The 26,116-nt window shown below is 49.8% G+C and carries 19 protein-coding genes; 15 read left to right on the top strand and 4 right to left on the bottom strand.

What is annotated here, in order from left to right:
• Positions 1 to 95: 95 nt before the first annotated feature.
• The 9 genes from HQN87_RS16415 (at position 96) to HQN87_RS16375 (ending at position 12,108) form a co-directional block, all read left to right on the top strand.
• Positions 96 to 4,580, top strand: a complete 4,485-nt coding sequence (locus tag HQN87_RS16415) for a polysaccharide lyase family 8 super-sandwich domain-containing protein (protein WP_173135507.1) — start codon at positions 96 to 98, stop codon at positions 4,578 to 4,580.
• Positions 4,581 to 4,850: 270 nt separating this feature from the next.
• Positions 4,851 to 5,345, top strand: a complete 495-nt coding sequence (locus tag HQN87_RS16410; protein ID WP_173135504.1) for an RNA polymerase sigma factor — start codon at positions 4,851 to 4,853, stop codon at positions 5,343 to 5,345.
• On the top strand, positions 5,342 to 6,007 hold the full coding sequence (locus tag HQN87_RS16405) for a zf-HC2 domain-containing protein (RefSeq protein WP_173135501.1): 666 nt from the start codon (positions 5,342 to 5,344) through the stop codon (positions 6,005 to 6,007). The genes HQN87_RS16410 and HQN87_RS16405 overlap by 4 nt, the downstream gene beginning before the upstream one ends.
• Before the next feature lie 96 nt (positions 6,008 to 6,103).
• Positions 6,104 to 7,033: a VOC family protein gene (locus HQN87_RS16400; RefSeq protein ID WP_367272735.1), complete on the top strand. Its 930-nt coding sequence runs from the start codon at positions 6,104 to 6,106 to the stop codon at positions 7,031 to 7,033.
• Positions 7,030 to 7,359 (top strand): nitrous oxide-stimulated promoter family protein, encoded by a 330-nt coding sequence (locus tag HQN87_RS16395; protein ID WP_436836471.1) that lies wholly within the window; start codon positions 7,030 to 7,032, stop codon positions 7,357 to 7,359. Before HQN87_RS16400 ends, HQN87_RS16395 begins: the two co-directional genes overlap by 4 nt.
• A gap of 103 nt (positions 7,360 to 7,462) precedes the next feature.
• Positions 7,463 to 7,858, top strand: coding sequence for a DUF948 domain-containing protein (locus HQN87_RS16390; RefSeq protein WP_173135495.1), 396 nt, complete (start codon positions 7,463 to 7,465; stop codon positions 7,856 to 7,858).
• A 196-nt stretch (positions 7,859 to 8,054) separates the two neighbouring features.
• A complete protein-coding gene (locus HQN87_RS16385) occupies positions 8,055 to 10,202 on the top strand; it encodes a pectate lyase family protein (RefSeq protein WP_173135491.1) in 2,148 nt (715 codons plus the stop codon).
• 146 nt (positions 10,203 to 10,348) lie between these two features.
• On the top strand, positions 10,349 to 11,617 hold the full coding sequence (locus HQN87_RS16380; protein WP_173135488.1) for an AAA family ATPase: 1,269 nt from the start codon (positions 10,349 to 10,351) through the stop codon (positions 11,615 to 11,617).
• A gap of 2 nt (positions 11,618 to 11,619) precedes the next feature.
• Positions 11,620 to 12,108 carry a hypothetical protein gene (locus HQN87_RS16375; RefSeq protein ID WP_173135485.1) on the top strand — a complete coding sequence of 163 codons (489 nt, stop codon included), beginning with the start codon at positions 11,620 to 11,622 and terminating at the stop codon, positions 12,106 to 12,108.
• A 73-nt stretch (positions 12,109 to 12,181) separates the two neighbouring features.
• Here the strand turns inward: HQN87_RS16375 and HQN87_RS16370 are convergent, their stop codons facing one another.
• Entirely contained in the window at positions 12,182 to 12,409 is a 228-nt protein-coding gene (locus HQN87_RS16370) for a helix-turn-helix domain-containing protein (RefSeq protein ID WP_173135482.1), read from the bottom strand.
• 146 nt (positions 12,410 to 12,555) lie between these two features.
• On the opposite strand from HQN87_RS16370, the gene HQN87_RS16365 reads away from it, so the two are divergent.
• Positions 12,556 to 12,825 carry a DUF6809 family protein gene (locus tag HQN87_RS16365; protein ID WP_173135479.1) on the top strand — a complete coding sequence of 90 codons (270 nt, stop codon included), beginning with the start codon at positions 12,556 to 12,558 and terminating at the stop codon, positions 12,823 to 12,825.
• Positions 12,826 to 12,971: 146 nt separating this feature from the next.
• Complete coding sequence (locus HQN87_RS16360) at positions 12,972 to 14,054, top strand: hypothetical protein (RefSeq protein ID WP_173135476.1); 1,083 nt, start codon at positions 12,972 to 12,974, stop codon at positions 14,052 to 14,054.
• A gap of 97 nt (positions 14,055 to 14,151) precedes the next feature.
• On the opposite strand, the gene HQN87_RS16355 is transcribed toward HQN87_RS16360, so the two are convergent.
• Both HQN87_RS16355 and HQN87_RS16350 read right to left on the bottom strand, forming a co-directional pair.
• Positions 14,152 to 14,958, bottom strand: coding sequence for a WYL domain-containing protein (locus tag HQN87_RS16355; RefSeq protein WP_173135473.1), 807 nt, complete (start codon positions 14,956 to 14,958; stop codon positions 14,152 to 14,154).
• Positions 14,945 to 16,258, bottom strand: coding sequence for a helix-turn-helix transcriptional regulator (locus tag HQN87_RS16350; protein WP_173135470.1), 1,314 nt, complete (start codon positions 16,256 to 16,258; stop codon positions 14,945 to 14,947). Before HQN87_RS16350 ends, HQN87_RS16355 begins: the two co-directional genes overlap by 14 nt.
• A 175-nt stretch (positions 16,259 to 16,433) precedes the next feature.
• Between HQN87_RS16350 and HQN87_RS16345 the strand changes: the two genes are divergently transcribed.
• Positions 16,434 to 17,231 carry a nucleotidyltransferase domain-containing protein gene (locus HQN87_RS16345; RefSeq protein WP_173135467.1) on the top strand — a complete coding sequence of 266 codons (798 nt, stop codon included), beginning with the start codon at positions 16,434 to 16,436 and terminating at the stop codon, positions 17,229 to 17,231.
• A 279-nt stretch (positions 17,232 to 17,510) separates the two neighbouring features.
• On the opposite strand, the gene HQN87_RS16340 is transcribed toward HQN87_RS16345, so the two are convergent.
• Positions 17,511 to 19,892 carry a glycoside hydrolase family 94 protein gene (locus HQN87_RS16340; protein ID WP_173135464.1) on the bottom strand — a complete coding sequence of 794 codons (2,382 nt, stop codon included), beginning with the start codon at positions 19,890 to 19,892 and terminating at the stop codon, positions 17,511 to 17,513.
• A 222-nt stretch (positions 19,893 to 20,114) separates the two neighbouring features.
• On the opposite strand from HQN87_RS16340, the gene HQN87_RS16335 reads away from it, so the two are divergent.
• From HQN87_RS16335 to HQN87_RS16330, 3 genes are all read left to right on the top strand, one after another.
• On the top strand, positions 20,115 to 20,753 hold the full coding sequence (locus tag HQN87_RS16335; protein WP_254075521.1) for a hypothetical protein: 639 nt from the start codon (positions 20,115 to 20,117) through the stop codon (positions 20,751 to 20,753).
• Positions 20,705 to 21,076 (top strand): GNAT family N-acetyltransferase, encoded by a 372-nt coding sequence (locus HQN87_RS32365; protein ID WP_367272734.1) that lies wholly within the window; start codon positions 20,705 to 20,707, stop codon positions 21,074 to 21,076. The genes HQN87_RS16335 and HQN87_RS32365 overlap by 49 nt, the downstream gene beginning before the upstream one ends.
• Positions 21,077 to 21,500: 424 nt before the next feature.
• Positions 21,501 to 26,048: an S-layer homology domain-containing protein gene (locus tag HQN87_RS16330; protein ID WP_173135461.1), complete on the top strand. Its 4,548-nt coding sequence runs from the start codon at positions 21,501 to 21,503 to the stop codon at positions 26,046 to 26,048.
• Positions 26,049 to 26,116: the final 68 nt, after the last annotated feature.

The following is a 26,116-nucleotide window of genomic DNA, read 5'->3' as shown; positions in this document are numbered from 1 at the left end:
GAAAGCGCTGTCAAAATAATGGCCCCAGATAACAAAGGAGCGTGTACATGACTGTTAATACGCAAAGCAGGATCAAGAGATGGATATGTTTCGTTATGGTTGGTTTGATGATCTCGACCCTCGGGTTCCAATATCCTGTGTCGGCAGATGGCTCATCGCAAGAGCTGGCTGAAATGAAGCTGATGAAACAGCGGGTGGTAGACTTCTATATCTCCAAAGATATCATTAACGACGGAACGAACGGCCGGGTCGAATGGACCTTCAAATCACAGGCCGGGGCCTACTTATCTAGTCAAAAGGCGAATGGAAGCTGGGGCGATGTAGATTATACCAGTACGGCCTCCAGTGCCAACGGGCGGGCATGGTCGCCTTACCTTGCGCTGGACCGGATGCAGTCGATGGCGCAGGCCTTTGCTGACCCGAAGAGTCCCTACTATCATAATGAAGCCCTGCTGAAAGGTATTCAGAACGGGCTCGACTATTGGTTCACGGTAAAACCGACTTCAACCAACTGGTGGGAGACCGGCATCGGCAAACAACTGCGGCTTAGCAAAATTGCGCTGCTGTGTGAAGGCTATCTGACTACAGAACAGGCTGCCAATATTGTTGGTACGTTAGACAGCAAACCGAATACGATCGATGGGGCCAATTCGTCCTGGTACAATCAGAATTATATGATCCGCGGCTTATTGCTGGAGGATGCCCAGAATGTCCGTAGCGCTGTAGAGGCGTTTAACGTGCTCTCGGCGGTGACGGAGACGCTAACGGGAATCCAGTCTGACATGTCCTTTTTCATGCATGGGAAAACGAATTATACCACGGGTTACGGAAGAAGCTTCGCCAGAGATATGTCCTTCTGGGCCTATGTAGTCTCGGGCACAAGCTTCGCCTACAGCCAGGCGGCGATTGACTCGTTGTCCTCTTATGTGCTGGATGGGACCAGATACCTGGTGAGAGGCGATGTTGCCGATCTGGGCATGGGGATGAACGGACCGGAGTGGCCGGATTATGAGAGCTCAGCGCTGACCTTCTATGAAGATCCGCTGGAGTGGATGCAGGCGGCTAATCCGAAGCGGGCGGATGAATTCGCCGTATTCCTGAATAATATCCGGGGTATTGGCACAGTCACAGGCAATGGACTGGATGCGAACAATATGACGCAATGGCAGACCCTGGTCTCCTCTCATATGCGGAAGGATTACGGAATTACAGTCAAGATGTCCTCCAGCACGGTCAAGGGCGGCGAATGGAGAACGATTAATCCAAGCGGATACAACCTGCTCTACTGGACTTCGCAAGGCGCCACGGCCATCCAGAGAACCGGGGATGAGTACAGGACCGTGTACCCGCTGATGGACTGGGCTCATGTTCCAGGGACAACAGCTCCCTACGTATTCACCAAGGAGAATAATTTCAACAACCCGAAGACCTTTGTAGGCGGTGTGACCAATGAGCGTTATGGAGCGACTGCGTTTGATTTCAACAAGCTGAGTACCAGCGGTAAAAAAGGCTATTTCTTTTTCGATGATGAAATGGTAGCGCTGGGCGCAGGCATCACTTCAACGAACGCTGCACCAGTCCATACCACGCTGAACCAGAGTCTGGCAGCAGGCGATGTGCTTGTAGACGGCAAAGCCGTTGACGACGGAACCTCGCAGGTTAAAGGGCGCTGGGCGTATAACGATCATACCGGGTATATTTTCCCGGACAAGACGGATTTCCAAGTGAAGCAGGAGACGAAGACCGGGAAATGGAGTGATGTGGTTACTGGCAGTTCAACGGAGCCAATCACTAAACCAGTGTTCTCAATGTGGCTGGATCACGGCGTGAAGCCGGTCAATGCCTCCTATCAATACATTGTGCTGCCGGGTAAAACTGCCGGAGAGGTTGGCAGCTACGCAGAAGCAAGCCCGATAAGTATTCTCGCGAATACAGCTTCCGTGCAGGCAGTCCGGCACCGTTCGCTGGGCATTTCGGAATTGCTATTCTATCAGCCGGGTACGGTGACGCTAAGAGAAGGACTGACCGTTACCGTAGACAAACCTTCGATGGTGGTCGTCGATGAATCCGCGGACCCTGTCCGCATCTCGGTGGCTAATCCTGAAACCCCGGGAATTACAGTGAACGTGACGCTGAACCGGAATGGGGACAAAACGACAACCACCTATAGACTCGGCAAAGATACGTTCACCGGCCGCAGCGTGACCCTGAACGAGGGAACCTCGCTCGACGACAGAGGATTCGATCTCGCTTACAGTAAAGGAGCGACTGCTTCCTCCAGCGAGAGCAAGCAATTTGCCTCGAATGCTACGGATCTGTACAGAAGCTCCTATTGGAGCTCCAGTGCTTCGGACAACGAGTGGATCTATGTCGATCTGCAGGATCAATATACGATCAATAAAGTTAGGCTAAATTGGCAAAAGGCCTATGGGAAAAGCTATAAAATTCAAGTATCGGACGATGCGGTCACCTGGAAGGATGTTTACACAACCTCGATGGGTGACGGCGGAATCGACGAGCTGTCCTTCGGTAAGGTCAGTGCCAGGTTCGTCCGGATGCAGGGCGTTCAGCAGGGCACCGGAGACGGCTATTCACTGGCTGAATTTAACGTATTTGAAGCGGTGGCGCCTAATCTCGCTGAAGGTATGCAGGTAAAGGCAAGCTCATCCAAAGCCGCCGACGTGGCAGTGGAGAATGCGGTAGACGGCTCATTGACGACCCGCTGGGGGTCCAACTATGCCGACCCGCAGTGGATTTACGTCGATCTTGGCGCTAGCCAGCTCATTTCCAAGGTTATGCTGCACTGGGAAAGCTCCTATGGGAAGGAATACCGGATTGAAGTCTCCGATACCATGGAGGACTGGAAGACTGTATACAGTACCGCGAATGGAGACGGTGAAATTGACGAGATCTCCGTAGGTCCGGTGAATGCCAGATATGTCCGGATGTATGGAACTCAGAGAGCATCCAAGTACGGATACTCGCTCTGGGAATTCAAAGTGTTCGGACCAGAGACGCAGCAAAGCGTTCCTGCCCGGATGGAGCTTGAGGCAACGCCATCCGTAACAGTGGGAGGCCGCATGTCCGTTACGGGAACCGTGTACGGCGACGGCGAACTTCCGGTTCCGGGTGTAGAGGTTGAGCTCACAGCCGCCGCAGGGAGCCTTGAACCTGCAAAAGTAACTACAGATGTGTACGGCCGGTTCAGCACCGTCTTTACCGCACCGTCTGTCCCTGGAGATGTCTCCATTGCAGCCGTCCTGCCGGCTAGTCCATCCGTGGCAGGGGCGATCACCGTGTCTGTAGAAAAAGAGGATGTACCTGTATCTGCCCGGATTGAACTGGAGGCCACGCCGTCCTCCGTATCCGCTGGAGGCAAAATTTCCGTTACAGGAACTGTCTATGACGGCGAAGAGCTTCCGTTAGCGGGCGCTGGGGTCGAGATTATGGCAGCCTCAGGCAGCTTCGAGCCTGCTTTTGCCGTAACGGATGAGTACGGCCGATTCAGCACGGTCTTTACGGCACCGTCCGCAGCCGGAGATGTGGTAATTACGGCTGTACTGACTGGCAGTCCTTCCGTGACGAATACGATTACCGTTACGGTAAGCAAGGCCATACCAGTCCCTGTGCTCATTGAACTTCAGGCGACACCGTCTGCCGTGAATACCGGAGATAACGTATCCATTGGGGGGATCGTCTACGATGGCGACAATCTTCCGGTCTCCGGCCTGGAGGTCGAACTCGCGGCTTCCTCGGGCAGCCTTGAACCTGCTCATGCCGTAACAGACGCGAACGGCCGGTTCAGCGCGATCTTTACGGCACCGTCCACACCTGGAGAAGTGACGGTTACGGCGGTCTTGAGCGCGTATCCGTCCATTACGGGCAGAATTAACGTTTCGGTAAACGAGCGTTCGGGCGGCGGAAATGGCGGCGATCCCGGAGGCGAAGCGCCAGTGACTCCGCCGGTAACAGTGCCGCCGGTTATTGTTGGAATGCCTAATAAGTCGGACGAAAGCCCGCAAGCCCCGGCTACTCCGGTGCCCGGTCCATCCTTCACCGATATTGCCGGACATTGGGCCGAGTCCAGTATCCGCGAAGCCGTCAAGCAGGGCATCATTACAGGTTATCCGAACGGCTCTTTCCAGCCTAACCGTAACGTGACCCGTGCAGAATTCACGGTGATGCTGGCGAAGGCGCTGAAGCTTCAGAACCCAGAAGCAGCGTTGTCCTTCAAGGACAGTGACCGGATCGGTTCGTGGGCCAAGGAATCCGTTGCACAGGCGGTAGCTCTGGGAATCATCCAAGGGGATAACAACAGCAACTTCCGCCCGGATGCGCCTGTAACCAGAGCGGAAATGGCTGTTATGCTGGCGAGAGCACTACAACTGGCTCCTGTTGCCCGCTCCGCTGGATTCACGGATGACCGTGACATCCCAGTGTGGGCACTTGGAGCGGCAGCCGAGATGAAGAAGTCAGGACTGATGCAAGGCAAAGGCAACAACAGCTTCTTCCCGAAAGATGCCGCAACGCGGGCAGAGACGGTTACGGTTCTGCTGCGGATGTTGGAGGCTAAGAAGTAGGCAGAAAGGACTGTCCCGTAAGTGAATTATTGAATCCTAAACCTTGCCAACGTATAATTGGAAACAGTAAAATACAGCAAAGCAGCGATTCCGATATTAAGGGATCGCTGCTTTGTATTTTTAGTTATGTGCGGCTTGCTTCAGCAGTTTGCGGACAACTCTAAGAATGCGTCAAAGATGACGTGATGTTTTTCTTTTTTGTACAAAAAATCAAAATTATTGTAACGTTTTTATGTTTAGTTAGTCGTATGGATAGAAGGTGGTGAACTCTTGGATGGTTTAGATAAATTAGAAGGAGTCTATAATCAACATTTCCGCGATGTGTACCTGTTTGTGCTGTCTTTGAGCAGAGACGAGCAGATTGCCGAGGAAATCACACAGGAGACCTTTTTTAAAGCGCTAAAGCAAATTGATCAATTTAGAGGGGAGTGCAAAATGAGTGTTTGGCTGTGCCAGATTGCGAAAAACACGTATTTCTCCTATATGGATGCGCAGCGCAGGTTCGTACGGATGGCTGTCCAGGAAAAAGAAAATAGCGTTAATCTGGAGCAAAGTCTTATTGATCAGACTGAATCTCTGCGCATTCATAAAGTCCTGCACAGTTTAAGTGAGCCGTATAAGGAGGTTTTTATGCTCAGGTTATTTGGAGAATTGTCCTTTGACCACATTAGTCAAATTTTTGGGCGAACGGAAAGCTGGGCAAGAGTGACCTATCACCGGGCCCGGGCAAGGATACAGAATCTGTTGAAGGAGGATAATGGATGACCAGAATCCCATGTGATGTTATTCAAGATCTCCTCCCCTTGTATTATGATGAAATTTGCAGTGAAAGCACCAAGCAGCTGGTGGAAGAACACCTTGCTGTCTGTGCAGACTGCCGTTCCGCTCTGGAGCAAATGCAATCCAGCCTGAACTTGACCCTTCAAGAGAAGGAACTAAATACACTGGAGGGAAGCGGGTTGCAAAACATTAAAAAATGGTGGAGCCGTACCCGGTGGATCGCTTTTATCAGAGGTATGATTGTGGCTGCATCCTTATGCGGAATACTAATTATTGGATACTGGGTTCTGTTCCGCTGGAATATCCAACCGGTGTCGTCTGACCAAATTAAGATTTTTGATATAAGAGCCAGATCAAATGGAGAGATTGCTTTTCAGATTCAAATCAGGGGTGGTTATGCTCAAGTGAAGAACACTCTTAAGGATGATGGCAGTTACTATATAACCCCCGTTCATCCTCTTATCGTATCCAAAAGGGATAAGACAAACACTCCAGTCATTAGTGGGATGTACGTTAATCCGCTAAATCTAAGGGCCTATTATAAGAATCATGGTAAAGATACGGAAATTACGTCCATCTACTACGGCTCACCGGATCAGCCGATTCTAATCTGGAAAAAGGGAATGGCGCTGCCGGCAGGGGACTGAAGATCATGAAGGTACTATTTTCATTACTCATTGTTTTAAAACTAGCAGATGGGATACACTCTTATTATAAATTTGCCAGCAATGGAGGAATGGTTTGTGACAAGTAAAAACCAGATCATCGTCCCACATATTTGGTATGACAAGGATGCGGTAGCCGCAGCCCATTTTTACGCCTCGGTATTCCCGGACTCCCGGGTTACGAGTGTAACAACTATTCGTGACACGCCATCTGGCGACTGCGATCAGGTTTTTTTTGAGATTTGGGGGCAGAAGTTCATGGCGATCAGTGCAGGCCCGTATTTCAAGCTGAATCCGTCCGTATCGTTCTTCGTTAATTTTGACCCGTCACGCGACAAGGATGCAGTAGAGAAAATGGATGAGATATGGGACAAGTTATCCGAGGGGGGCACAGCATTAATGCCTCTTGGAGAGTACCCTTTCAGTAAGCGGTTTGGCTGGATTCAGGATAAGTATGGTGTGTCCTGGCAGCTAATGCTTATGGATGCTGAAGATGAGGAACGGCCTGCTATAGTGCCGTCATTTTTGTTTGTCGGTGAGAACTGCGGCAAGGCGGAAGAGGCGATGTCCTTCTATTTATCCGTATTCAATTCCTCCCGGCAAGGACTTATGACCCGTTACCCTGCAGGAATGGAGCCTGATCAGGAGGGAACGATTATGTTCGCTGACTTCATGCTGGAGAATCAGTGGTTCACCGTCATGGATAGTGCGCATAATCATGAATTCGCTTTCAATGAGGCTATCTCCTTCATGGTGAAATGCGAGTCGCAAGCGGAAATTGATTACTTCTGGGAGAAGCTGTCTGCGGTCCCTGAAGCCGAGCAATGCGGCTGGTTGAAAGATAAGTACGGGATATCCTGGCAGATCGTGCCCGGCGGAATGGACAAGATGATGAAGAAGGGTACACCAGAGCAGCGTGCGCGTGTGACGAAGGCTTTTCTTAAGATGAAGAAGTTCAACCTTGCTGAGCTGCATCAGGCATTTGAACAGGACCAGCCGGGCCAATGAACAACGGTCCGATGATCCGCAAAGAACAAGACATAGTCTTCAAAATGATCCGCATCTATTGTAAGAAAAAACATCACGGGGCAGCGCTATGTGAGGAATGTCAGGACTTGAATGAGTACGCCGGGCAAAGACTGTCGCGCTGCAAGTTTGGTGAAGAGAAAACAGCGTGTGCGAAGTGCCCCATCCATTGTTATAAGCCGATGTACCGCCAAAAAATTAAAGAGGTTATGCGTTATTCCGGTCCGTGGATGCTGCTATATCATCCGGTTGAGTCCATAAGGCACATCCCAATGCCCGATAAGTTAAAAAAATTAATGTCCCGATAGCTGATGCACTCCCGCTGCGGCTTGTAAGGTCAGGGGACTTGGCAGAACTAATAGGAATGAGACCTATTCGTTGGACATAGAGTGGTACTACAGGAGGTGTTGCATGGTTATCCAACTTAGTATTGCTTTTGCTGCGATTGCCTTTATCTGTCTGGTTGTGTTTCTGATTCTTACGCTGCGCAAAGGAATGACTACCCTCGCAGAAACCAACAAGACGCTGGGGGATGTGAGGAATGCCATTCACGGGTTAACGGGAGAAGCTACACAGCTTATTCATACCGCGAACCAGGTGACCAGGGATGTGAAGGGTAAAATCAAAACGATAGATCCCATTTTTGAATCTGCGCACAATGTGGGTGAAGTCATTCAGACCGTGACCGAGACCTTCAAGAAGAATGCTTCGGATATAGGTCAAAGCTTAAAACAGGAGCCTGAGAAGCCTGCGGCCTCTGTCAAAAGTAAAAACGGCTCTATTCGTGTCAATACGAAATTTCAGTAACCCAATCTATCATGCTTATCAATGAAGGACACCGCGACCGGTGTCCTTTTTGCATTGACAATCATCTCGCTGCAAAATAATCATTATCTCATAATAGTGCATTGATGCTGCTGATATGAGCAAATGATTGTTTAAGCACTATTTTCACATCTGCTATGCTCTGGGGGCAACCAATAAAACCTCGGGAGGCAATAAAATGAAAAGAACAGTTGCAAAGGTTACCAGTATGCTGCTGATATTCTCGCTTACACTATCTCTGATCGCCGGCGGATGGGGAAGTGCAGTAGTACATGCTGCGGGTCTTACGATAACCAGCAGCGGAGGCGGAGATGAAGCGGCATATGTGGAGTGGTCACCCGTGAACAATGCAACAGGATACAATGTGTACGTCAAGGCTGCAAGTGCAGCGGACTCCCAGTATCAGCAGATTCATACTGAATTGATCCGCAAGTATGCTTCCTACTGGAGAGCAGATGCCGTGGGACTTGCGGCCGGAAGTTATGTCATGAAGGTGGAGGCCGTATTGTCAGGCGGGGGCACGGCAAGTGCGGTTACGGGGACGCTGGGAGTAGCGCCGTATGACCGGTCGGGATTTGCTTTTTCGGCCCAATCACCCTATGGTACAGGCTCCGGCGCTTATAATGACAATGGGACGCTCCGAAGCGGGGCGCAAGTGCTGTATATCACCTCTCAGAATGCACAGACCGTAACGCTTCCCGTAGTAGTAAGCAGTTCGGGTACGGTACAGACCGGGGTTGGACTTGGCGGGATTCTGACGCTGAGACAAAAAGGCTATGACACCACGCCGCTGGCTATCCGGATCATCGGAAAAGTGACGGCTGCGGATCTGAGCGGACAGCTGAACAGCAGCGGCTATCTTGAGCTTAAAGGCAAAGCAAATTATACCGAAATGAATATTACGATCGAAGGAATCGGGAAGGATGCCTATGCTTATGGCTGGGGGATGCTGCTCAGATATACCGGGAATGTAGAGGTAAGAAACCTGGGCGTGATGTTGTTCCCTGACGACGGCATATCAATGGATACAGGCAATGCGAATGTGTGGGTGCATAATAACGATATTTTCTACGGATCAGCAGGGAGTGATGCAGACCAGGCCAAGGGGGACGGTTCTACGGACCTCAAGAAGGGATCAACGTATATCACTCTCTCCTACAACCACTACTTTGATTCTGGAAAAGCATCCCTGGTAGGACTTAGCGAGTCTGCCGAATTCTTCGTGACCTTCCACCATAACTGGTTCGATCATTCGGACTCCCGTCATCCGCGGATCAGAGTGGCCTCGGTCCATGTCTACAATAACTTCTATGATGGAGTCTCCAAGTATGGGGTCGGCGTTACTACCGGAGCTTCGGCTTTTGTGGAAGGAAATGTGTTCAGGAATGCTAAATATCCCATGCTGAGCTCCCTGCAAGGGACGGATGCTCTGGGTGAGGGCACGTTCTCAGGAGAGAATGGCGGGATGATCAAAGCCTATAACAATAGTATTGTGGGTGCGGCCAGTATAATCTATGCCAACTCCAGTGCAGGAACAGCTCCGGCGAATGCAACTTCACATGATGCTTACTTAGCATCGTCCAGAAGTGAAGCCGTTCCAGGTTCCTACAAAGCTCTAGTGGGTGGAACAGCATATAACAACTTCGATACTACTGTAGATACTGGAGTGAATGCCTCTGCGGTGGATAGCGTAAGCACGGTTGAACAGAGGGTTACGGCAAAAGCAGGACGCCTGGGCGGCGGGGACTTCACATGGACGTTCAATGATTCCGTGGATGACGCATCCTATGCAATGAACGCGCCGTTAATGTCTGCCATCCGCAGCTATACCTCGGGACTGGTGTCTGTCGGAGGCAATTCCAGCCCGGTAGGGCCAACTCCGACTCCATCGGCAACGGCAGTGCCGACGGCTACACCTGTTCCAACGGCAACTCCGGTGCCAACGGCCACACCTGCGCCGACAGCAACACCAGCGCCAACGGCAACGCCCGCTGTTGGAGCAACCGTTCATAACTTTACGACATCCGGGATGGCGAGTAACTTTTTCAATATTCAAGGGAATCTCTCAACTTCGAAGGGGACTGTGGTATATAACGGCCTGACCCTAACCCAATGTCTGAAAATCGAGAGCGCCACCAGCATCCAGTTCACAACAGCCAAAACCGCAACCTTAACGCTGGTGTTCAACTCCGAGGGGAACAAGATCAAAGTCGATGGGACAAGCTATCCGATCACGAATGGCATTGCTGCAATCTCGCTCGCGGCTGGGACGCATACGATTAGTAAGGATAGTACGGCTAATTTGTATTATATGGTGGTGGAATAAAAAAGGCGATTCCTTCAAAGCAAGATGGGGAGTCTGAACCAGGGCGGCCTGCACGGGTCGCCTTTTACGGTTTAGTATTACAATAACTATTATTTGCTATAATATAGGTTATACGGATATTACTCCACACGAAGGGAGAGTTGATCGTGCTAAAAAACTTTTCATTTCAAACCTTTAAAAGTTTTGAATCCTCTATATTAGAAATTGAGAAATTGACTTCAATTATTGGCACTAATGCGGGTGGGAAGACGAATGCAATTGAGGGGATGAAGATACTTTCTGAAATCTCTTCAGGAAGAGAGCTATCCGTTATTCTTGATGGTTCGAAGAATGTGGACAGTGACATCCGAGGAGGAAGTGTAGGCTGCCCTAGAATTGGTACGGATACCTTTACACTGGGGTGTTTGGTAGATATTGATGAAGAGTACGACCTGGAGTATACCATAACCATTAAAGTGAGTAATCGGGTTTTTGTGCTTTCTGAGAGTTTGTTGAAGTTATCCTCTAGCGGTGCTAAGCCAATTGTAGTTTTTCAGACCAAAGGTACGCCTGATGATTATAGCGATATTAACGTAGAGTATAATAATGGGCGTAAGGGTAGGAATCCCGAAGTGACCTGTATCCGTTCTGTATCTGTTTTATCGCAGCTATCCTCCAAAATGCCTACAACCACGGAGAATAACAAGAAGAACGTATTGTATATAAACTTGGTTCTCGAACGTCTGGGAAAGATATTATTCTTAGATCCATTGCCTAGTCGTATGAGAGATTATTCAAGGATGAGTGATCATGAGCTGAGACCAACGGCTGATAACATATCTTCGGTAATCTATGAGTTATGCAAAAATAAAGAATACAAGAAAAAGCTATTGGGAGCATTAAAGGATCTACCGGAAAATGAAATTCTGGATATTGGATTTATTGAAACATCAATCGGTGATGTGATGTTTCAATTGAAGGAAAAGTATGGTGAACAATCAGAATATGTCGAAGCAAAACGCCTCTCGGACGGTACGCTCAGATATTTAGCGATTCTCTCTTCTCTGATCACTGAAGAGCCTGACAGCATGATTGTTATCGAGGAAGTGGATAATGGGATTCACCCTAGCAGAATTAAAAGCTTGATCCAAACCCTATCTCAACTAACCAAAGAAAGGCAAATTGATGTAATTATCACTACGCATAATCCGGCACTACTGAATGCTCTATCCAAAGAAGAGTTGTTCGGTGTTGTTTTGTGTTACAGAGATCCAGAGGATGGATCAAGTAAATTCTTCTCCCTCCCTGATATGGAGTCACTGCCGGTATTATTATCTAAAGGCAATTTGGGAGATCTGACAGTTAGAGACGAATTAGTTAGAGCGTTAAAGAAGCCAATGGAAGATAACAAAGATCTAAGCTGGCTGGAGGTGTAAATATGTATGTTAATATTATCGACACCTCTATTCTATGTAACATTCTAGACTTACCATTTATGAGTCAAAATCGTTCAGCCGTCATAGATGAACTGGCTGCATTACAACAAGATAAGCAGCAGATTCTTATTCTTCCTTTGGCTTCTATTATTGAAACCGGTAATCACATTGCTCATATTGCTGATGGTAACATTAGAAGGAACCGGGCCGAAAAGATGGCCGAATTAATCAAAAAAACAGTGAACGATGAAGCCCCATGGACCTACTACGGAAAAGAGTTCGAAAGAGAAGATCTGCTGGAAATATCCAAGTCAGTTGTTGATCATGCGGTAATGAAAGTCGGAGTGGGTGACTTGTCCATCATCCAAGTATACAAGAAGTACAAAGAGAATGTTCCAGCTATAGGCTCGATAAGAATATGGAGCCTGGACCATCATTTACAAGCATATTTCGAAGAGATGCCTTCTATTCGGAGAAGAAGAGACAGGTAGATACATAAGATTAACGACGGCAGCGGCAGTCCAAGACGTGATAATTAAAGTCTTAGACTACCGCTGTTTTTTGTCATCCTTCTTCTTTATCATCAACCAAGTCAATAATCTCCCGTATGTCCTCAATATGTAAAGCTTCTGCTATTCTAACGATATGACTGAAATTAATACTTTCTCTCTTACCGTTGGCCAGTTCGCTTAATGCTGCATGGCGGACCTTGGATATTCTGGACAACTCTCTTAATGAAATTTTATGCTTATGAGTCAATTCAGCTATGTTCACTACAATTCTCTTCCTCATTGGAATCCCTCACTTATCTATACGCATAAGCGTATCGTATAATAATTTTATAATTGTTACGTATATACGTAACAAACTCACTTTGGAAATATGCTACGCTGTTTCTGTATCATAAATTAATGTAGTAGCTCATAAAGGAGGCTCCAATGCCGAACATTCTAGAATCGCTATATCATGGCAGTTTATTCCCTAACGAGGACACCATCTCTAAGGACCCCAGTTACCGCCCGCTTAACAGGCAGATTTCGGAATCTATTGAGGCTTGGAGACAGAGGCTGTCCCCAGGTGAGTTCGAGGAGCTGGAGTCTTTGTTGGAACTGTATTCACAAGTGCAGGGGATGGATATGACAGCTGCGTTTGTGTCCGGGTTCAAGGCCGGGACAATGATGATGATTGAAGTTCTGGTCGAGGAGTAGGTAAATCATTTGCAAGTATAAATGTAAGCGAAATTATTAGATCAACCCTTTATAATAATATGGAATTTACACTTTGTGATAAGGGGTGCAGGATGAGAAAAGCGATAATCAGGTTGGTAGCAATAAGTTTAATATTATTGTGTACAATGGGTGCTTCTGTAGTTAAGAATCCGCTAGAGGTTACCCAGAAGTTGTACATTAAAAACGATCAGGGGAATAATGTAATTTTAAAGAATTCAGCAGAGTATGGTATGAATTGGTTCATCACCGATAAAAGTCCTTATCAACACTACACCTTGTATAAGGGGCCGAAAGAACTGATTTATGCCCAGAGTTTTGAGGAAATTATTGCAATTAACGCTGCGTCAGGTAAAGTAAGCTGGAGATTTCCAAGTGATTGGAACAGCGATCTGGGTTCCCTGGTAGGGGCAGACGGTACATATTATATTCTTGGTTATGATTATGTAAAGCACTTATCCTCTACAGTATATCAAGCAGATATCCTGCGGTTTTCAAGTTCAGGAGAAGCCACCACCTTCAAAAATATTAAGCTGCAGACAAAAAGCTTCTTTGAGGATGGGGCATTATTCGATTTTTATCATACAGGGGATAGCGAAGGGAATTACATTGTTCTGACGGATGAAGGCCTGCAGTCGATTCGCAAGGATGGATCAACGAATTGGATGTTGAATACTATTTCTATGAAGGATAGAGCATTGGATTTCAACAACATAATGGGGCTTAGTTCAGATTCTAATGGACATATTATTGTTGATTTTACAGATGCCAAGGCAGTTCTGAATACGAGCGGAAACATTATACGGGTTGAGGATTATAATCAGATGAAGGCTAGGCCGGTCAGTTATTCAGACATTGACAGCAAGGACGGACATGGCGGCTATTACATACTTGATGATAGAGCGGCTACCCTTCAGGATCTGGATTTCAAGACACGTAAGCTGAAATGGAGTTATTCAATGAATCAATATGAGAAGGCCGCCGGAATAAGTCTCTTCTCCGGAAGCTTCGCAACTGATAATAAAGGTAATGTGTACTTTGGCGCCAATAACGGCAATGTGTATTCATTGGATTATAACGGAAAGCCGCGCTTTACGCTGTCGGTTGGCAGCCGTGTAATCTCTTATCCTGACATTGTTAGTGTAAATGACAGTCTCACAGTGATTAGTGTAAATAACAACATTATCTGTTTGCAAAAAAAGAGCACATAATATCGTAAGATTAGATATAAATTATGTTCTGAAAAAGGAAGGAGGACGGATCTTACCGGGCCGTCCTCTTGTCTATTTGTAATTACGCCTACCCTTTTCACTCCCCCTCCTCCCCATACCGCCCAACCGCCATCTCCGCCGATTTCAACATGCGCCACTTAAGCTGCTTGCCCTCCACAATCTTGACCCGCAGGCCCAGGAAGCGGATTCGGGATAAGAGGAACTCGCTGTCGTCTCTCATGTAATTGACATGAATCTGGTAGATGCCGGTGGATTCATCGAAGGACACGGACTTATCGAAGCAGGAGAAGGAGGAGAGTATCCGCGACAGCTCTGCATTATAAGCCGGGATGACTTGGATGCAGGCGGATTCCTTCAGGCCTTCTAATAAGCGCGCTATCCTTGCCTTCAAGCCTTCAATCTGCTGGGCCGGGAGGGAAGCGGCTTCTACCGACACAATGTTCCGCAGCTTCGTGGACATCAGAGAACGCTGCCGGGTGCTGTACCACTGCAGATACCACTCCCGCTTGTACATATTGTACTCCAGCTTATGAGGGAATCCCGCCTGATCCGCGCGTCCGCCGCCATGCTTAATCTGGTAAGTAAGCAGCATGCCCTGATTCTGCATGATCATCCGGCGGAGTGTACGGAGCAGCGGATGGTAGACCTGGCGCTCTTTACTGCGGGCCTTCTCGATAATAATCTCCCCTACTTCAATGGAAGCCTCGGGTTCCAGCAGGGTATTCAATTTACTTAAAGTCTCCGGTGTAAAAGCAGCCTCCGAAGCCGGATGCCTAAGCATCGTCTTCAGCCAGGAACGCTCCTGGGAGGTCAGCGCAAGCGACCTCGTTTCATCCAGGCGTGAGATGATCTGGAAGTTGAATATTTTCTCAAAGGGATTCATAGTAGCTCCTGATCTCCTTCCATTCCGCAATGAATTGCTTGCGAAGCCAGCGGGGTTCTAAGATCTCACAGCTCGAACCGAAGCTCCGCAGCCACGGCTTAATCTCATAAATCTCGTTCACGGTGATCTCGTACAGAAACGCTGCTTCCGATTCTTCCGTGATGACTCCCCACTGTCCCTGTGCTTCCACCCGTTCCCGGATGAAGTTAGCGCCAGACCGGACAGGATTATAGAATCGGACCGCTACCTTAACCGTACGGTTTGTGTCGGTCACCCAGCTATTCTCCATCTGCTTATCAAGCTGCTGAAGCCTCGCCGCATATTCAGCTTCTTCCACAGGCTCGCCCTCTTCCATCTGGGTAAGGCCCTCCATCCGGAATTTCTTGATCCCCATCCGGGCATGATGCCCGATCAGATACCACCGCCCATATTGATGATCGTAGACGACACGGAGCGGCAGAATGCTGTCGGTGACACCCGCCGACTCCCGCTCGAAGAGGGGATTGGTATTCTTGGAGGTGTAGTTCATCCCTTTCTTCGGGGACAGATAGAGGAACCTGATTCTGCGGCGCTGCTGAATGGCTCCGAAGATCGTATAGAGATGGGCCTCGTCCAGAATACGCGAATGATAATTGTATTTGTATCTATGAGTCTCTGTAGCTTCGGGGGGATAACCCCGGTTCCGCAGCGCTTTCTTCAAAGTGTCGCGCAGCAGGTAACCCTGCACCGATGGAATCTGTGTATTGGCGATGACATCCACATAGTCGTAGAGGTCCAGAAGTTCGTCGCCGCTCAGCTGGTCGATCAGATCGTTGGCAGCCTTGTACCGGTACGGACGCTTCTCATTCACACGCAGAATAACGCCGACTTCCTCCAGGTATTTCAGATCCCCCCGGATGGTTTTCTCATCCGGCAGCAGTGAATCGTCCGGCGTCTGCTCGCAGCAGCGGTCATGCAGTTCCTTGGCCGTCAGCTCCTCGCTCTGAAGTGCGGTTAACAGCCGGGTAAGCCGGAGGCTCTCCGTCTCCTTCAGCGACTTCGCCCGGAACAGGAACAGGAGTAGCGGGTCGGCGGATTCATAGTAATTGTAGCGGAGCCACTCGGAGAGTTCGGCTCCTTGCTCAACGGGCAGATTCTGCTGGAGAACGGTAACCATTTCCTTCAGGTTGCGCAGCGTTTTGTCATAGGTATGTACCGAAATGCCGAGCCGGTCGGCGAATTGCTGTCTGCTGTAAGCTCCCCCGGCTAAAGACAGCATACGCAGAAACTGAATTTCTTTATCGAAACTTTCCTTGGCCATTTGTATTCCTCCAGCCTGTAGCGAACTCATGGGAAGTGATAGTTCTTATGTATATTAAGCAACAGAGTTGAGGGAAATGGAAGGTTTTTTACCTGCCGCCATACTTCCGCCCTGTTCGCAGATGGGAATATGAGGGAAGATAGGGCCATGAAGCAAGCGAATTGGAGTGATTGCAATGACCGATATAACTAAGCTCATCCGTGAGCAACTGGAGCAGATTGAACAGGAAGAGCAAGTGACCATACTCTATGCCTGTGAATCAGGCAGCCGGGCATGGGGATTCCCCTCGCAGGACAGCGATTATGATGTGCGGTTCATCTATCTGCATAAGCCGGAATGGTATTTATCTATTTATGAGCAGCGGGATGTTATCGAGCGTCCCATTAACAATATGCTGGATATAGGCGGCTGGGACTTACGTAAGGCACTTCAGTTATTCCGCAAGTCCAACCCGCCGCTGCTGGAGTGGCTGCAATCGCCGATCCAGTACGCAGAGAAGTTCAGTGTGGCGGAGCAGCTTAGAGGGAGTTCACCGTATACCTTTTCACCGAAATCCTGTATGTACCATTATTTGAACATGGCTAAAGGCAATTACCGCGATTATCTCCAGGGCGGGCAGGTCAAGATCAAGAAGTACTTCTATGTGCTGCGCCCGGTTCTGGCCTGCGAGTGGATTCATAGGTACGGGGAGATGCCGCCGATGGAGTTCGAGGTACTATTAGACCGGCTGATCCCTCAGGATGGGGAGCTATGGCAGGTAGTGCAGCGATTGCTGGCCCGGAAGCGGTCAGGAGAAGAGCTGGATTACGAGCCGCGCTTAAGTGCGATTAACGAGTATTTGGAGGAGAGACTACAAGTGCTGGACGGAATAGCAGCGGCGGCCTTAGGGGTTAACGGGCACGGTAGTAGAGATCAGCAGCTTGATATTCTTTTTCGGGAGGCGCTGAGAGAAGTGTGGGGCTTGAATGTATAACCAAAGCATCCCGGCGTGGTTCCGTACCTGAAAGGAGAAAGAGATAGATCCGCGATTGTAAGAAGGTTAGAGCTCCGTCATCCTTCATACGATTGCATTCTACTTCTATGCCAGAGTGAATATGAAGAAACAGGCGGCAGAGTTAAACAAGAAATTGAAATAAGCCGGGAGGCTGCGGGGCCTCTAGAGGAGCATCTGGGTTCACGCAAAAAAATAAAGAGAGCGTCCCTAATAAGGTCCCGCTCTCTTGGTCCATCTCTTAAACGTTATTCCGTAACGTTATCCCATCACCACCAGCACATCGTTCACTGCCGCCATCCGGGCTACCGGAACCAGGTCGCCCTGGATGACCTCGCCGTTCATGACGATGCGGGAGACTCCCTTCTGTACACCTTGCTTGTTCTCCACCCGGATGTTCAGCTTCTTCCCGCGGAATTCGCGCACCATGGAGAAGTCAGTCCAGTCAGAAGGGACACATGGGTTCAGGCGGAGGCCATCCTTCTGCGGCTGCACTCCCATGATGCCCTCTGCCAAAGAGACCATGACAGTCGAGGCGGTGCCGGTGAGCCAGTGGACATGTGCCCGGCCTTGATACGGGCTGTCTTTGGATTCGACGAACTGGCCGTGTACGTAAGGCTCCAGCTTGCGGACCTCTGCGGTGTCGTTCATGCTGGCCGGGCTGCAGTTCAGGAAGTACTCGAACGCGCGTTCACCGTTGCCAATCATCGTCTCCGCCAGAATGAGCCAGCCTTGCGGCTGACTGAAGATGCCGCCGTTCTCCTTGGTGGAGGCGTTGAACAGGGCCATCAGTGCTACCGGCAAGCCGTATTTCCGGAAGGGCGGGTAGAAGAGCATGGTGCCGTAATCGGTTCGCAGGTTCTCGTACACCTTGTCCATAGCGAGCTTGGCCTGTTCCGGGCGCGCGGCACCGCTGAGTACAGCCCAGCTCTGCGGGTTCAGCCAGATTCTACCCTCATCGTTCTCCCAGGAACCGATAGTATAGTTGTCTTCGGTGAACCCGCGGACGAACTGGTCGTTCTCCCAGGCATACTTCTGGATATTGCCGTCCAGCTCCTCCAGCAGGCCCTCTGCCCACGCAGCATCCTCCGGTTTATTCTTGTTCTGCGCGATGTCCATGAATACTTTGAAGCCCATGTACAGCTGGAAGGCAACGAATAGGGATTCGCCCTTGGCCCCGAGACGCAGACAGTCATTCCAGTCAGCATGAAGTCCCACCGGCATCCCGTGCGCACCCATACGGTCGAGGCTGAACTGTAGAGCCTGCCGCAGATGCCCATATACCGTATCTTCGCCTTGATCGGAATAAGGAATGACCTCGTCTGTGAAGTCCCAGTTCCCACTTTCATTCAAGTACTTAATAACGGTCGGGAACAGCCACAGGGCGTCATCGGCCCGATAGTGGGGATGCCCGGTCTCCCGTACATATTCCGGGTCGTCCGGTGTGCCTTCATGGCCCGGGTTATGGTCAAACTTCACAAGCGGAAGCCCGCCGCCGTTAGAGACCTGGGCCGAGATCATCAGCCGCAGGCGTTCCAGGGCCATCTCATGATCGAGATGAATGATGCCTTGAATATCCTGCACCGTATCCCGGTAGCCGAGTCCGTTACGCAGACCCGAATACTGGAAGGAGGCCGCGCGCGACCAGATGAAGGTTATGAAGCATTGGTAAGCGTTCCAGGTGTTGATCATATGATTCAGATTGTCGCTTGGGGTCTGGACCTGGAAGCGGTTAAGCTTGCTGTGCCAGAAGGTCTTCAGTTCCTCAAGCTCCCGGTCTACCACGGACAGATCCTTATATTGGCTGAGAATAGCTGCTGCACCCTGCTCCTCATACTGTCCCAGCAGGAAGGCGATCTCCTTCTCTTCGCCCGGCTGCAGATCCACATTAATCTGCAGGGCACCGCAGGCATTGGCGTTGTAATTCAGCGAGTTGGAGCATTGGCCATTCTCTACGGAGAGCGGATTCCCGTAGCTGCGGTAATCGCCAAGGAACGTATCGCGGTCCCCATCGTAACCGGCAACCTCTGCACCGGCAGCGCCGAAGAATCGCCAGGTCTGCTCGCCCGTGATGTTCTCGTTGATAACCTGAAGGATTTTATCGTTCTTGAAATACGTCCGGGAAATAAATAGAGTGTACTGCAAATTGACGGTATCCTGCTCATAGTTGTTATCGTTGGTGAATTCAGCGAAGCCGAAGAGAGCCAGCTTCCGCGTAGCGGGGCCGTCATTACGGATCTTCATGCGCCATACTTCATAGGTTTGGTTCAGCGGTACATAGTATAAGGACTCTGTATGAATGTTGTCGTAATCCGAGACGATGTTCGTGTACCCGGTTCCATGATGGCATACGGACTTATACTGGTCCAGGTCTTTACCCACCGGCTGCCAGGAACCGGACCAATAGTCCCCGTTCTCTATGTCTTTGACGTAAATATAGCGTCCCGGCTCGTCCTTGGAGTTGAAGTGGTAGCGGATATGCCGACCGTTGGCGCCGGATTTCACGAAACTGTAGCCTCCGGCATTTCCTGAGATAATCGCACCGTACTCCGGCGAGCCGAGGTAGTTGGCCCAGGGAGCGGGGGTATTGGGCTTCGTAATGAGATACTCTTTGTTCTTTTCATCAAAATGACCGTATTGCATAACATTCCTCCTCAAAGTAGATGACAGGCAGGACTGTAAACGCGCGTTCATAAAAGGCTGTAAGCACCCGCCCTTTTCCATTATAATACAGCTTTAGGCTGACTAAGTACTCTATTATTTGAGAAAAACAAAACGTAGAGTCTTTTTATAACTGTTTGCTATATTGGAGCCCGGGAACCTTATGGTTAAGATAGTGGAGATCATTCATAGGAGGGGTGCAGGATGCAGGTCAAGGGTTGGTCTGAAGACAAGATGAGCTATGAGTTGACGAACGATTTGTCTATCCGCAGAGCGGAGCCGGAAGAATGGGGAGTGTACTGCTCGGTCTATTATAATATGAGATATAACGGATTTTTTAGAGAAGAGAGTTATGCGAATCCGCGCAGCAATGCCTTTTGGATATATAAAGGAGACAGCAAAATCGGCGGAGTCCGGATGTCACCGAATGTGATCTATCATCTATTTGTAATCCCGCCCTTCAGCGATTCATTCGGAGTATTGAAGTTGCTTAAAGGGCTGTTGATTCATTGGTCAGACCGGAAGGAACCCATACGGACCTATGAGGTTCTGCCGGATCAGGTGCAGCTATATGCGCGTGCAGGCTTTTGGCCGGATGAATTCAGATGCCGCTGGATGCAGCGGCCTACAGAGGTTTTTCAAGTGGACTGGGAGGACAACCTGCGGATAGAGAGCCCTGAAGTACGGAGAATGAGGCAGGGGATAAACGGTTCATCCTTACAGAAGAGATTGCCCGCTGTGATTGGGAGAGCTTTAGAGGCGGCTTGGATGCGACCCGGCGGAAGCAAACCGTTGTGGGAGATTTCCTGCCTACTGATCCTGATTACTCTAATGAAATATTAACACAGGCCTCCACGCTGGTATTTGATAAGGCCACAGGACAGCTCATTGCCAACTGCCGGTTATGTCTGCAGGATCAGGTGGCGGCAGTCTATAGCATCGGCGTTAACCCCGCTTACCGGGGAAGAGGACTGGCAACACGGATGCTGCAAAGAGCGCTAACGATGCTGAAGGGTACTTATCCGTTGCTGAGGTTGTATGTAATGGAGGGGAATGATGCGGAATCTGTGTACTATAATTTGGGGTTTATGCCGGGGGTGCAGGAGATTCAGAAGATGGTTATACCGGTACTGAATGACTCTACCTATGAAATTCCGCATAGCTGAGCGGCCAAAAATATTTTGCTATTATACCAACCCTCCCTCTGACCCATATGCAGGATCAGACGACACCTTTTGAGGTGTCTTTTTTACTATGTAGAGAACGATAGCACCACCATCTATGAGTGGGAATTATAATATCTCCTACGAAGGGTGGAGGCGATTCATAAAAACGCAATGATTTTTGTCACAATAAAGGAGATTTGTAGAGTTAATGTAGAGGTCTGTCGGATACTATTAGAAACTAAGAGATTATCATACACAAACCGGCCATTTCCGTTTAGCACAATTTGGTGAACATCTGCATTAGAGGGGAGGGAATTACAGGTAGGGCAAGCAGTACAGGCAGCAAGAAGGACAAGCAGTAAATGAAGATTTTCAGTATCGGCTGATGCAATAACAGTACATTTAGATGAGGAGTACAGAGAAAATGACAACATCGAAGAAATGGAACAAAAGAGGGTCCCGCATTCTGGCCGCCTCTTTGTCGATTGCGTTGGTCGCTGCCAACCTTGCGCTGGCCGGCCCCGTGGCCCATGCGGCAGTCGCAGAGAATGAGGGTTCGGAACAAATTTTCACTTCGGAGGAGTACCGGAGCTTCACCAAAGACGGCAGCAATGCTGTAAACTTAACCTTCCCGGAGCTATCTATAACCGCAGATGCCGGTGAAGAAATGACAGGCGCCACGGTTGTCATTAACGGATATAAGCCGGGTGACAAGATTACGTTTGTAACGGAAAACACAGGAATTACACTTAAACCCAGTACAGGGAACGGCGTCTATATATTAGAAGGCAAGGCTTCGACCCAAGAGTATCAGAATGTACTGAAGAACGCCAAGTTTACCATGACATCGCCAGGAGAGCGCAGTCTGACCTTCGGCCTTGGCCCTGTTCCCGCCTTTAATAAAAATGGCCATTTTTATGAGTATGTGACGCATGCAAACATCCAGTGGCCGGATGCCAAGACAGATGCCGAACAGAAGACCTATTATGGACGCAAAGGGTATCTGGTGACGATTACTGATGCGGATGAGAACGCTTTTATCGCCGAAAAGGCGCAGGGAATTGGCTGGATTGGCGGGAAAGATGTGGCCCGGGAAGAAAATAAACAACTGAACGATAGGGCGATCACGCGCGTTTCCACCTTGCAGAACATTGAAAAATATAAAGACTACGGCGATTGGCGCTGGGTGACTGGACCGGAAGGGAGGCTGCAGTACGAAGGCAAGTCCGGGCTTCCTTTCTATAAGGGTTATAAAGCTGCTGGGGGAAAAAATGATTCCGCCAAGGTTACGGATGCAACTTACGGTGAGATGTACACTAACTGGGATGGCGGAGAGCCTAATGACTCCACGTTTGAGCATGTGGTTCATATCTTTGAAAGTGGTACATGGAATGATTATCGAACCGACAGCCTTGTGAATGCCTACCTAGTTGAATACGGTGGCATGCCAGGCGATTCCAACACCAGCATTAACACAACCATAACACTGGTGGACAAAACAGCGCTGAAAACGGATGCCGGTGAAGCGCAGGGAATTCTCGACCTCGCTCCGCAGGTCTATACGAAGGAATCTCTGGCCGTTCTCAAAAAGGCAGTGGATGATGCCGAGGCTGTTCTAAAAGATGAACATTCCTCTCCAGAAGAGGTAGAAGCTGCCCGCAAGAGCGTGGCGGATGCGGTTGAGGGACTGGTGAAGCAGCCGCCTGTGGCTGAGGAAGCCAGCTACACAGCCGGAAGAAACGATCAGGTATCCATAAAGTTTGACAAACCGGTCAAATTCAATGGAAACGATGCGGACCCGACGGACGACTTCAGAGTGACACTGGACGGAAAACTGGTTGATGTTACGAAGGCTGTAGTATCGTCCGAAGATCCCAGTGTCATTATTCTGACCTTGGCCAGCCCGCTGGTTAATGACCCTGTGGTTAGAATCGAATACGATGACGAGCAATCGGCAATCGAGGCTCAGACACCGGGGAAAGAGCCCGTTTCAGACTTTACCCTGATCGCGAACGGTCCATTCGGTGACTCTTTGCAGATCCAAGAGCCTGCGAAGGGAACAGAGGTATATGGAGCAGACTTCCCGCTCCCGGTATCCGGACAAGCTGCACTGGACTCGGTAGTTACGGCTGCTGTCTATAATGTGGACGCCCATCCCGACGCCTATCTGTTTGACCTTGAGGTGGGAATTACCGTAACCGATAATGTCTACAAATGGGATACTAAGCTGCCGGGGCCGCTTGCACCGGGATCCTACCATGTGGCAGTCACTTCAACCAAAACGTTCGGCGATGAAGTGAGAACCGAAACGAAGCTGGTGCCGTTTACAGTGCCGCAGCTGGAATTGACCCATGTGGCGGTGAACGAAGGTCAGCCGGATCACGCGGTATTGACGTTCAACCAGCCTGTAGGTTCCATGTTGACCGAGGCTGATCTTACCGGACTTACCGTCGATGGCCGGAAGGTTATTGCTGTGAAGTCTGTACAGGGCGATAAAGTAGAAGTCGTTCTGGAGGATGCGCTTGGTCCAAATGATCCACTGGTCGTAGGGTACGATCCTGCTGCCGGTAATGTTACGGCTGAGGGCAACGTCCTGAACGAATTGAAGCCGATCCAAGCCGGCGACCAGTCAGGCATCACGAAGGATAACAATGTAATTCCGCTTCAGCTGATTGCCGCCTATCCCGAAGCGGGCAAGCTTAAGCTGGTGTTCAACAAGCCGATCAACGACTTAACGGATCTGGCCGGATTCACTTACGGCGGAGTGCCGCTTCAGGAGCCTTTTGAGATCAATGGCAATGAACTGATCGTTCCGATTCCTGCTGATCATAAGGGCGGTCTGCTGAGCTACGATCCAGCGCTTGGCAACGTAACGGAGAATGGCAACAAGAATAACCCGCTTACGGGTCTGCAGCCGGGAATTGATCTTGGCGGGGATTCCAAGTATATCTCAGACGCAGGCAAGCTGCCTGAGGACGGTCTGGGATTAAGTGTCGGGGGTAAGCCGGTACCCTTAAGTCCAGCCTTCCAGTCGGATGTACCAAGCGGCTATCAGGCGACCGTGCCTAATGAGACGGGTACCATTGCGCTGAATCTTGCTAAGTCAGGAGGGGACGGTACGCTGCGCAAGGTTAGCTTGAACGGTGTAGAGGTTCCTGACGGAGATTGGAGCAAGCTGCCGCTTCAGGAAGGGCTGAACATCATCCAGGTAGATATTGTGGATGCGAAGCGTCCGGGCGTTAAGCTGGGGCAATACCAGATTCAGGTTATCCGCGCAAGCGGGAAGCTCGTATCGCTTGATCCTTCGAGCGGCACACTTCAGCCTGAGTTCAAGCCTGAAACTGCTAGCTATGATGTATCCGTCGCGAACAGTGTATATGAAATGTCATTCAAGCCGGTTACACTTGATCCGGGTGCGGTGGTAACACTCAGCATTGCCGGTGAGGCTCCGGTAGAGGTGACGAACGGAGACTGGAGCAAAGCGCTCCCTCTAAAAGTAGGTAAGAATGAAGTTCTGGTTACCGTCAAGGATTCCGCTGGTAAAACGAACACTTATACGATAATCGTTACCAGACAAGAGCCTGTTTCGAGTGGCGGCGGAGGTTCCGCACCAGCTCCTGCTCCAGATACCACCAAAATCGAAGTCATTGAGGTAGATGTGGCCATCGGCGGAGCCAATGTGGCTGGCATCACGAAAGTGCCGGTCCAGCGGACGACTCACAGCAACGGAACGATAACGGATCTGGTCCGCTTCACCAAGGATAAGGCTGAAGAAGCCGTGAAGAAAGCAAAAGAGACGGGACAAAGCATCGCCCGTGTGGTCATTCCGGATCCGGCAGACAATGTCAGTGAAGTGAATGTCCAGATTCCGGCAGAGACTGCCAAATTGCTGAAAGAGAATGGCATTGTGCTTGAGATCTACACAGAGAACGCAATCATCCGTATCCCGAACGCTTCTCTGGAAGGAATCGGGCAGGATTTCTATTTCCGGCTAGTACCGGTAAGGAATGCAGCAGAGCGCAATGAGATTGAGAAGAGAGCCACACTTGAGGCTGTAGTCCGTGAAGTGGCGAAGGACAATCGGATTGAAGTGGTCGCAAGACCGATGACCATCGAGACGAACCTGTCCAGCCGGGCAGTCACTCTGATTCTGCCGCTCAAAGATGTGAAGCTGCCTGCGAATGAAGCAGAGCGCAAGGCGTTCCTGGCGCAGCTGGGTATTTTCATCGAGCATACGGACGGCACCAAAGAAGTTGTGAAAGGAAAGGCGGTTACCTACAAAGAGGGACTGCTTGGACTGGAATTCTCGATCACGAAATTCAGCACCTTTACCATCATCAACTTCAATAATCAGGCTGCTGCACATAAATCCTATATCGTTGGCTTCCCGGATGGTCAATTCAAGCCGGACGAACGGGTAACACGTGCACAGATGGCACTGATGATCGCCAGAAATCTGAATTATGATGAAAAAGCGGTAGTAAGCCGTCTTCCGTTCCCGGATGTTGCTCTGCGGCATTATGCGGCAGGAGCCATTGCCTTTGTTAACGCACAGGCAGTGATGAAGGGTGATCCGAACGGACAGTTCCGGGCTGCTGCACCGATTACGAGAGCGGAGATGGCAGCCGTTGCTGCCAACTACATGAAGCTCGCTGTATCTTCGGACGGTAAATCCAGCTTCAATGATACAAAAGGACACTGGGCACAAGCTGTAATCGAAGCTAACGTGACGGCAGGCCTGCTGAAGGGCTACCCGGACGGCAACTTCAAGCCGAATGTCTATCTGACCCGTGCCGAAGCTGTAGTGATCGTCAATCAGATGTTTGACCGCGGCCCGCTGCATGGAGCAGAAGCCATCAAATTCCCGGATGTGTCCGAGAATCATTGGGCTTACCTGGATATCCAGGAAGCCGTGGTGGATCATCAGTACCGGATCGACGGTGAGCAGAAGGAACAACTGATCTCAGAATAAACTATGGGGGCTGGAGGAGATATAATTCTCCTTCAGCCCCTAAATTATTAAAAATTAAAGTATAATGA

The organism is Paenibacillus tritici (genome assembly GCF_013204885.1).
In the GTDB taxonomy this organism is placed as follows: Bacteria; Bacillota; Bacilli; order Paenibacillales; family Paenibacillaceae; genus Paenibacillus_AQ; species Paenibacillus_AQ tritici.
Note: the sequence above shows the minus strand (reverse complement) of the source record. Positions and strands in the feature narration are given on the sequence as shown.

Bases quoted from the DNA above. Each gene is read 5' to 3' on its own strand.
- HQN87_RS16415 (WP_173135507.1), top strand. From the start codon at position 96: ATGGTTGGTTTGATGATCTCGACCCTCGGGTTCCAATATCCTGTGTCG.
- HQN87_RS16405 (WP_173135501.1), top strand. From the start codon at position 5,342: ATGACCAGAATCCCATGTGATGTTATTCAAGATCTCCTCCCCTTGTAT.
- HQN87_RS16395 (WP_436836471.1), top strand. From the start codon at position 7,030: ATGAACAACGGTCCGATGATCCGCAAAGAACAAGACATAGTCTTCAAA.
- HQN87_RS16390 (WP_173135495.1), top strand. From the start codon at position 7,463: ATGGTTATCCAACTTAGTATTGCTTTTGCTGCGATTGCCTTTATCTGT.
- HQN87_RS16385 (WP_173135491.1), top strand. From the start codon at position 8,055: ATGAAAAGAACAGTTGCAAAGGTTACCAGTATGCTGCTGATATTCTCG.
- HQN87_RS16375 (WP_173135485.1), top strand. From the start codon at position 11,620: ATGTATGTTAATATTATCGACACCTCTATTCTATGTAACATTCTAGAC.
- HQN87_RS16370 (WP_173135482.1), bottom strand. From the start codon at position 12,409: ATGAGGAAGAGAATTGTAGTGAACATAGCTGAATTGACTCATAAGCAT.
- HQN87_RS16365 (WP_173135479.1), top strand. From the start codon at position 12,556: ATGCCGAACATTCTAGAATCGCTATATCATGGCAGTTTATTCCCTAAC.
- HQN87_RS16360 (WP_173135476.1), top strand. From the start codon at position 12,972: ATGGGTGCTTCTGTAGTTAAGAATCCGCTAGAGGTTACCCAGAAGTTG.
- HQN87_RS16355 (WP_173135473.1), bottom strand. From the start codon at position 14,958: ATGAATCCCTTTGAGAAAATATTCAACTTCCAGATCATCTCACGCCTG.
- HQN87_RS16350 (WP_173135470.1), bottom strand. From the start codon at position 16,258: ATGGCCAAGGAAAGTTTCGATAAAGAAATTCAGTTTCTGCGTATGCTG.
- HQN87_RS16345 (WP_173135467.1), top strand. From the start codon at position 16,434: ATGACCGATATAACTAAGCTCATCCGTGAGCAACTGGAGCAGATTGAA.
- HQN87_RS16340 (WP_173135464.1), bottom strand. From the start codon at position 19,892: ATGCAATACGGTCATTTTGATGAAAAGAACAAAGAGTATCTCATTACG.
- HQN87_RS16335 (WP_254075521.1), top strand. From the start codon at position 20,115: ATGCAGGTCAAGGGTTGGTCTGAAGACAAGATGAGCTATGAGTTGACG.
- HQN87_RS16330 (WP_173135461.1), top strand. From the start codon at position 21,501: ATGACAACATCGAAGAAATGGAACAAAAGAGGGTCCCGCATTCTGGCC.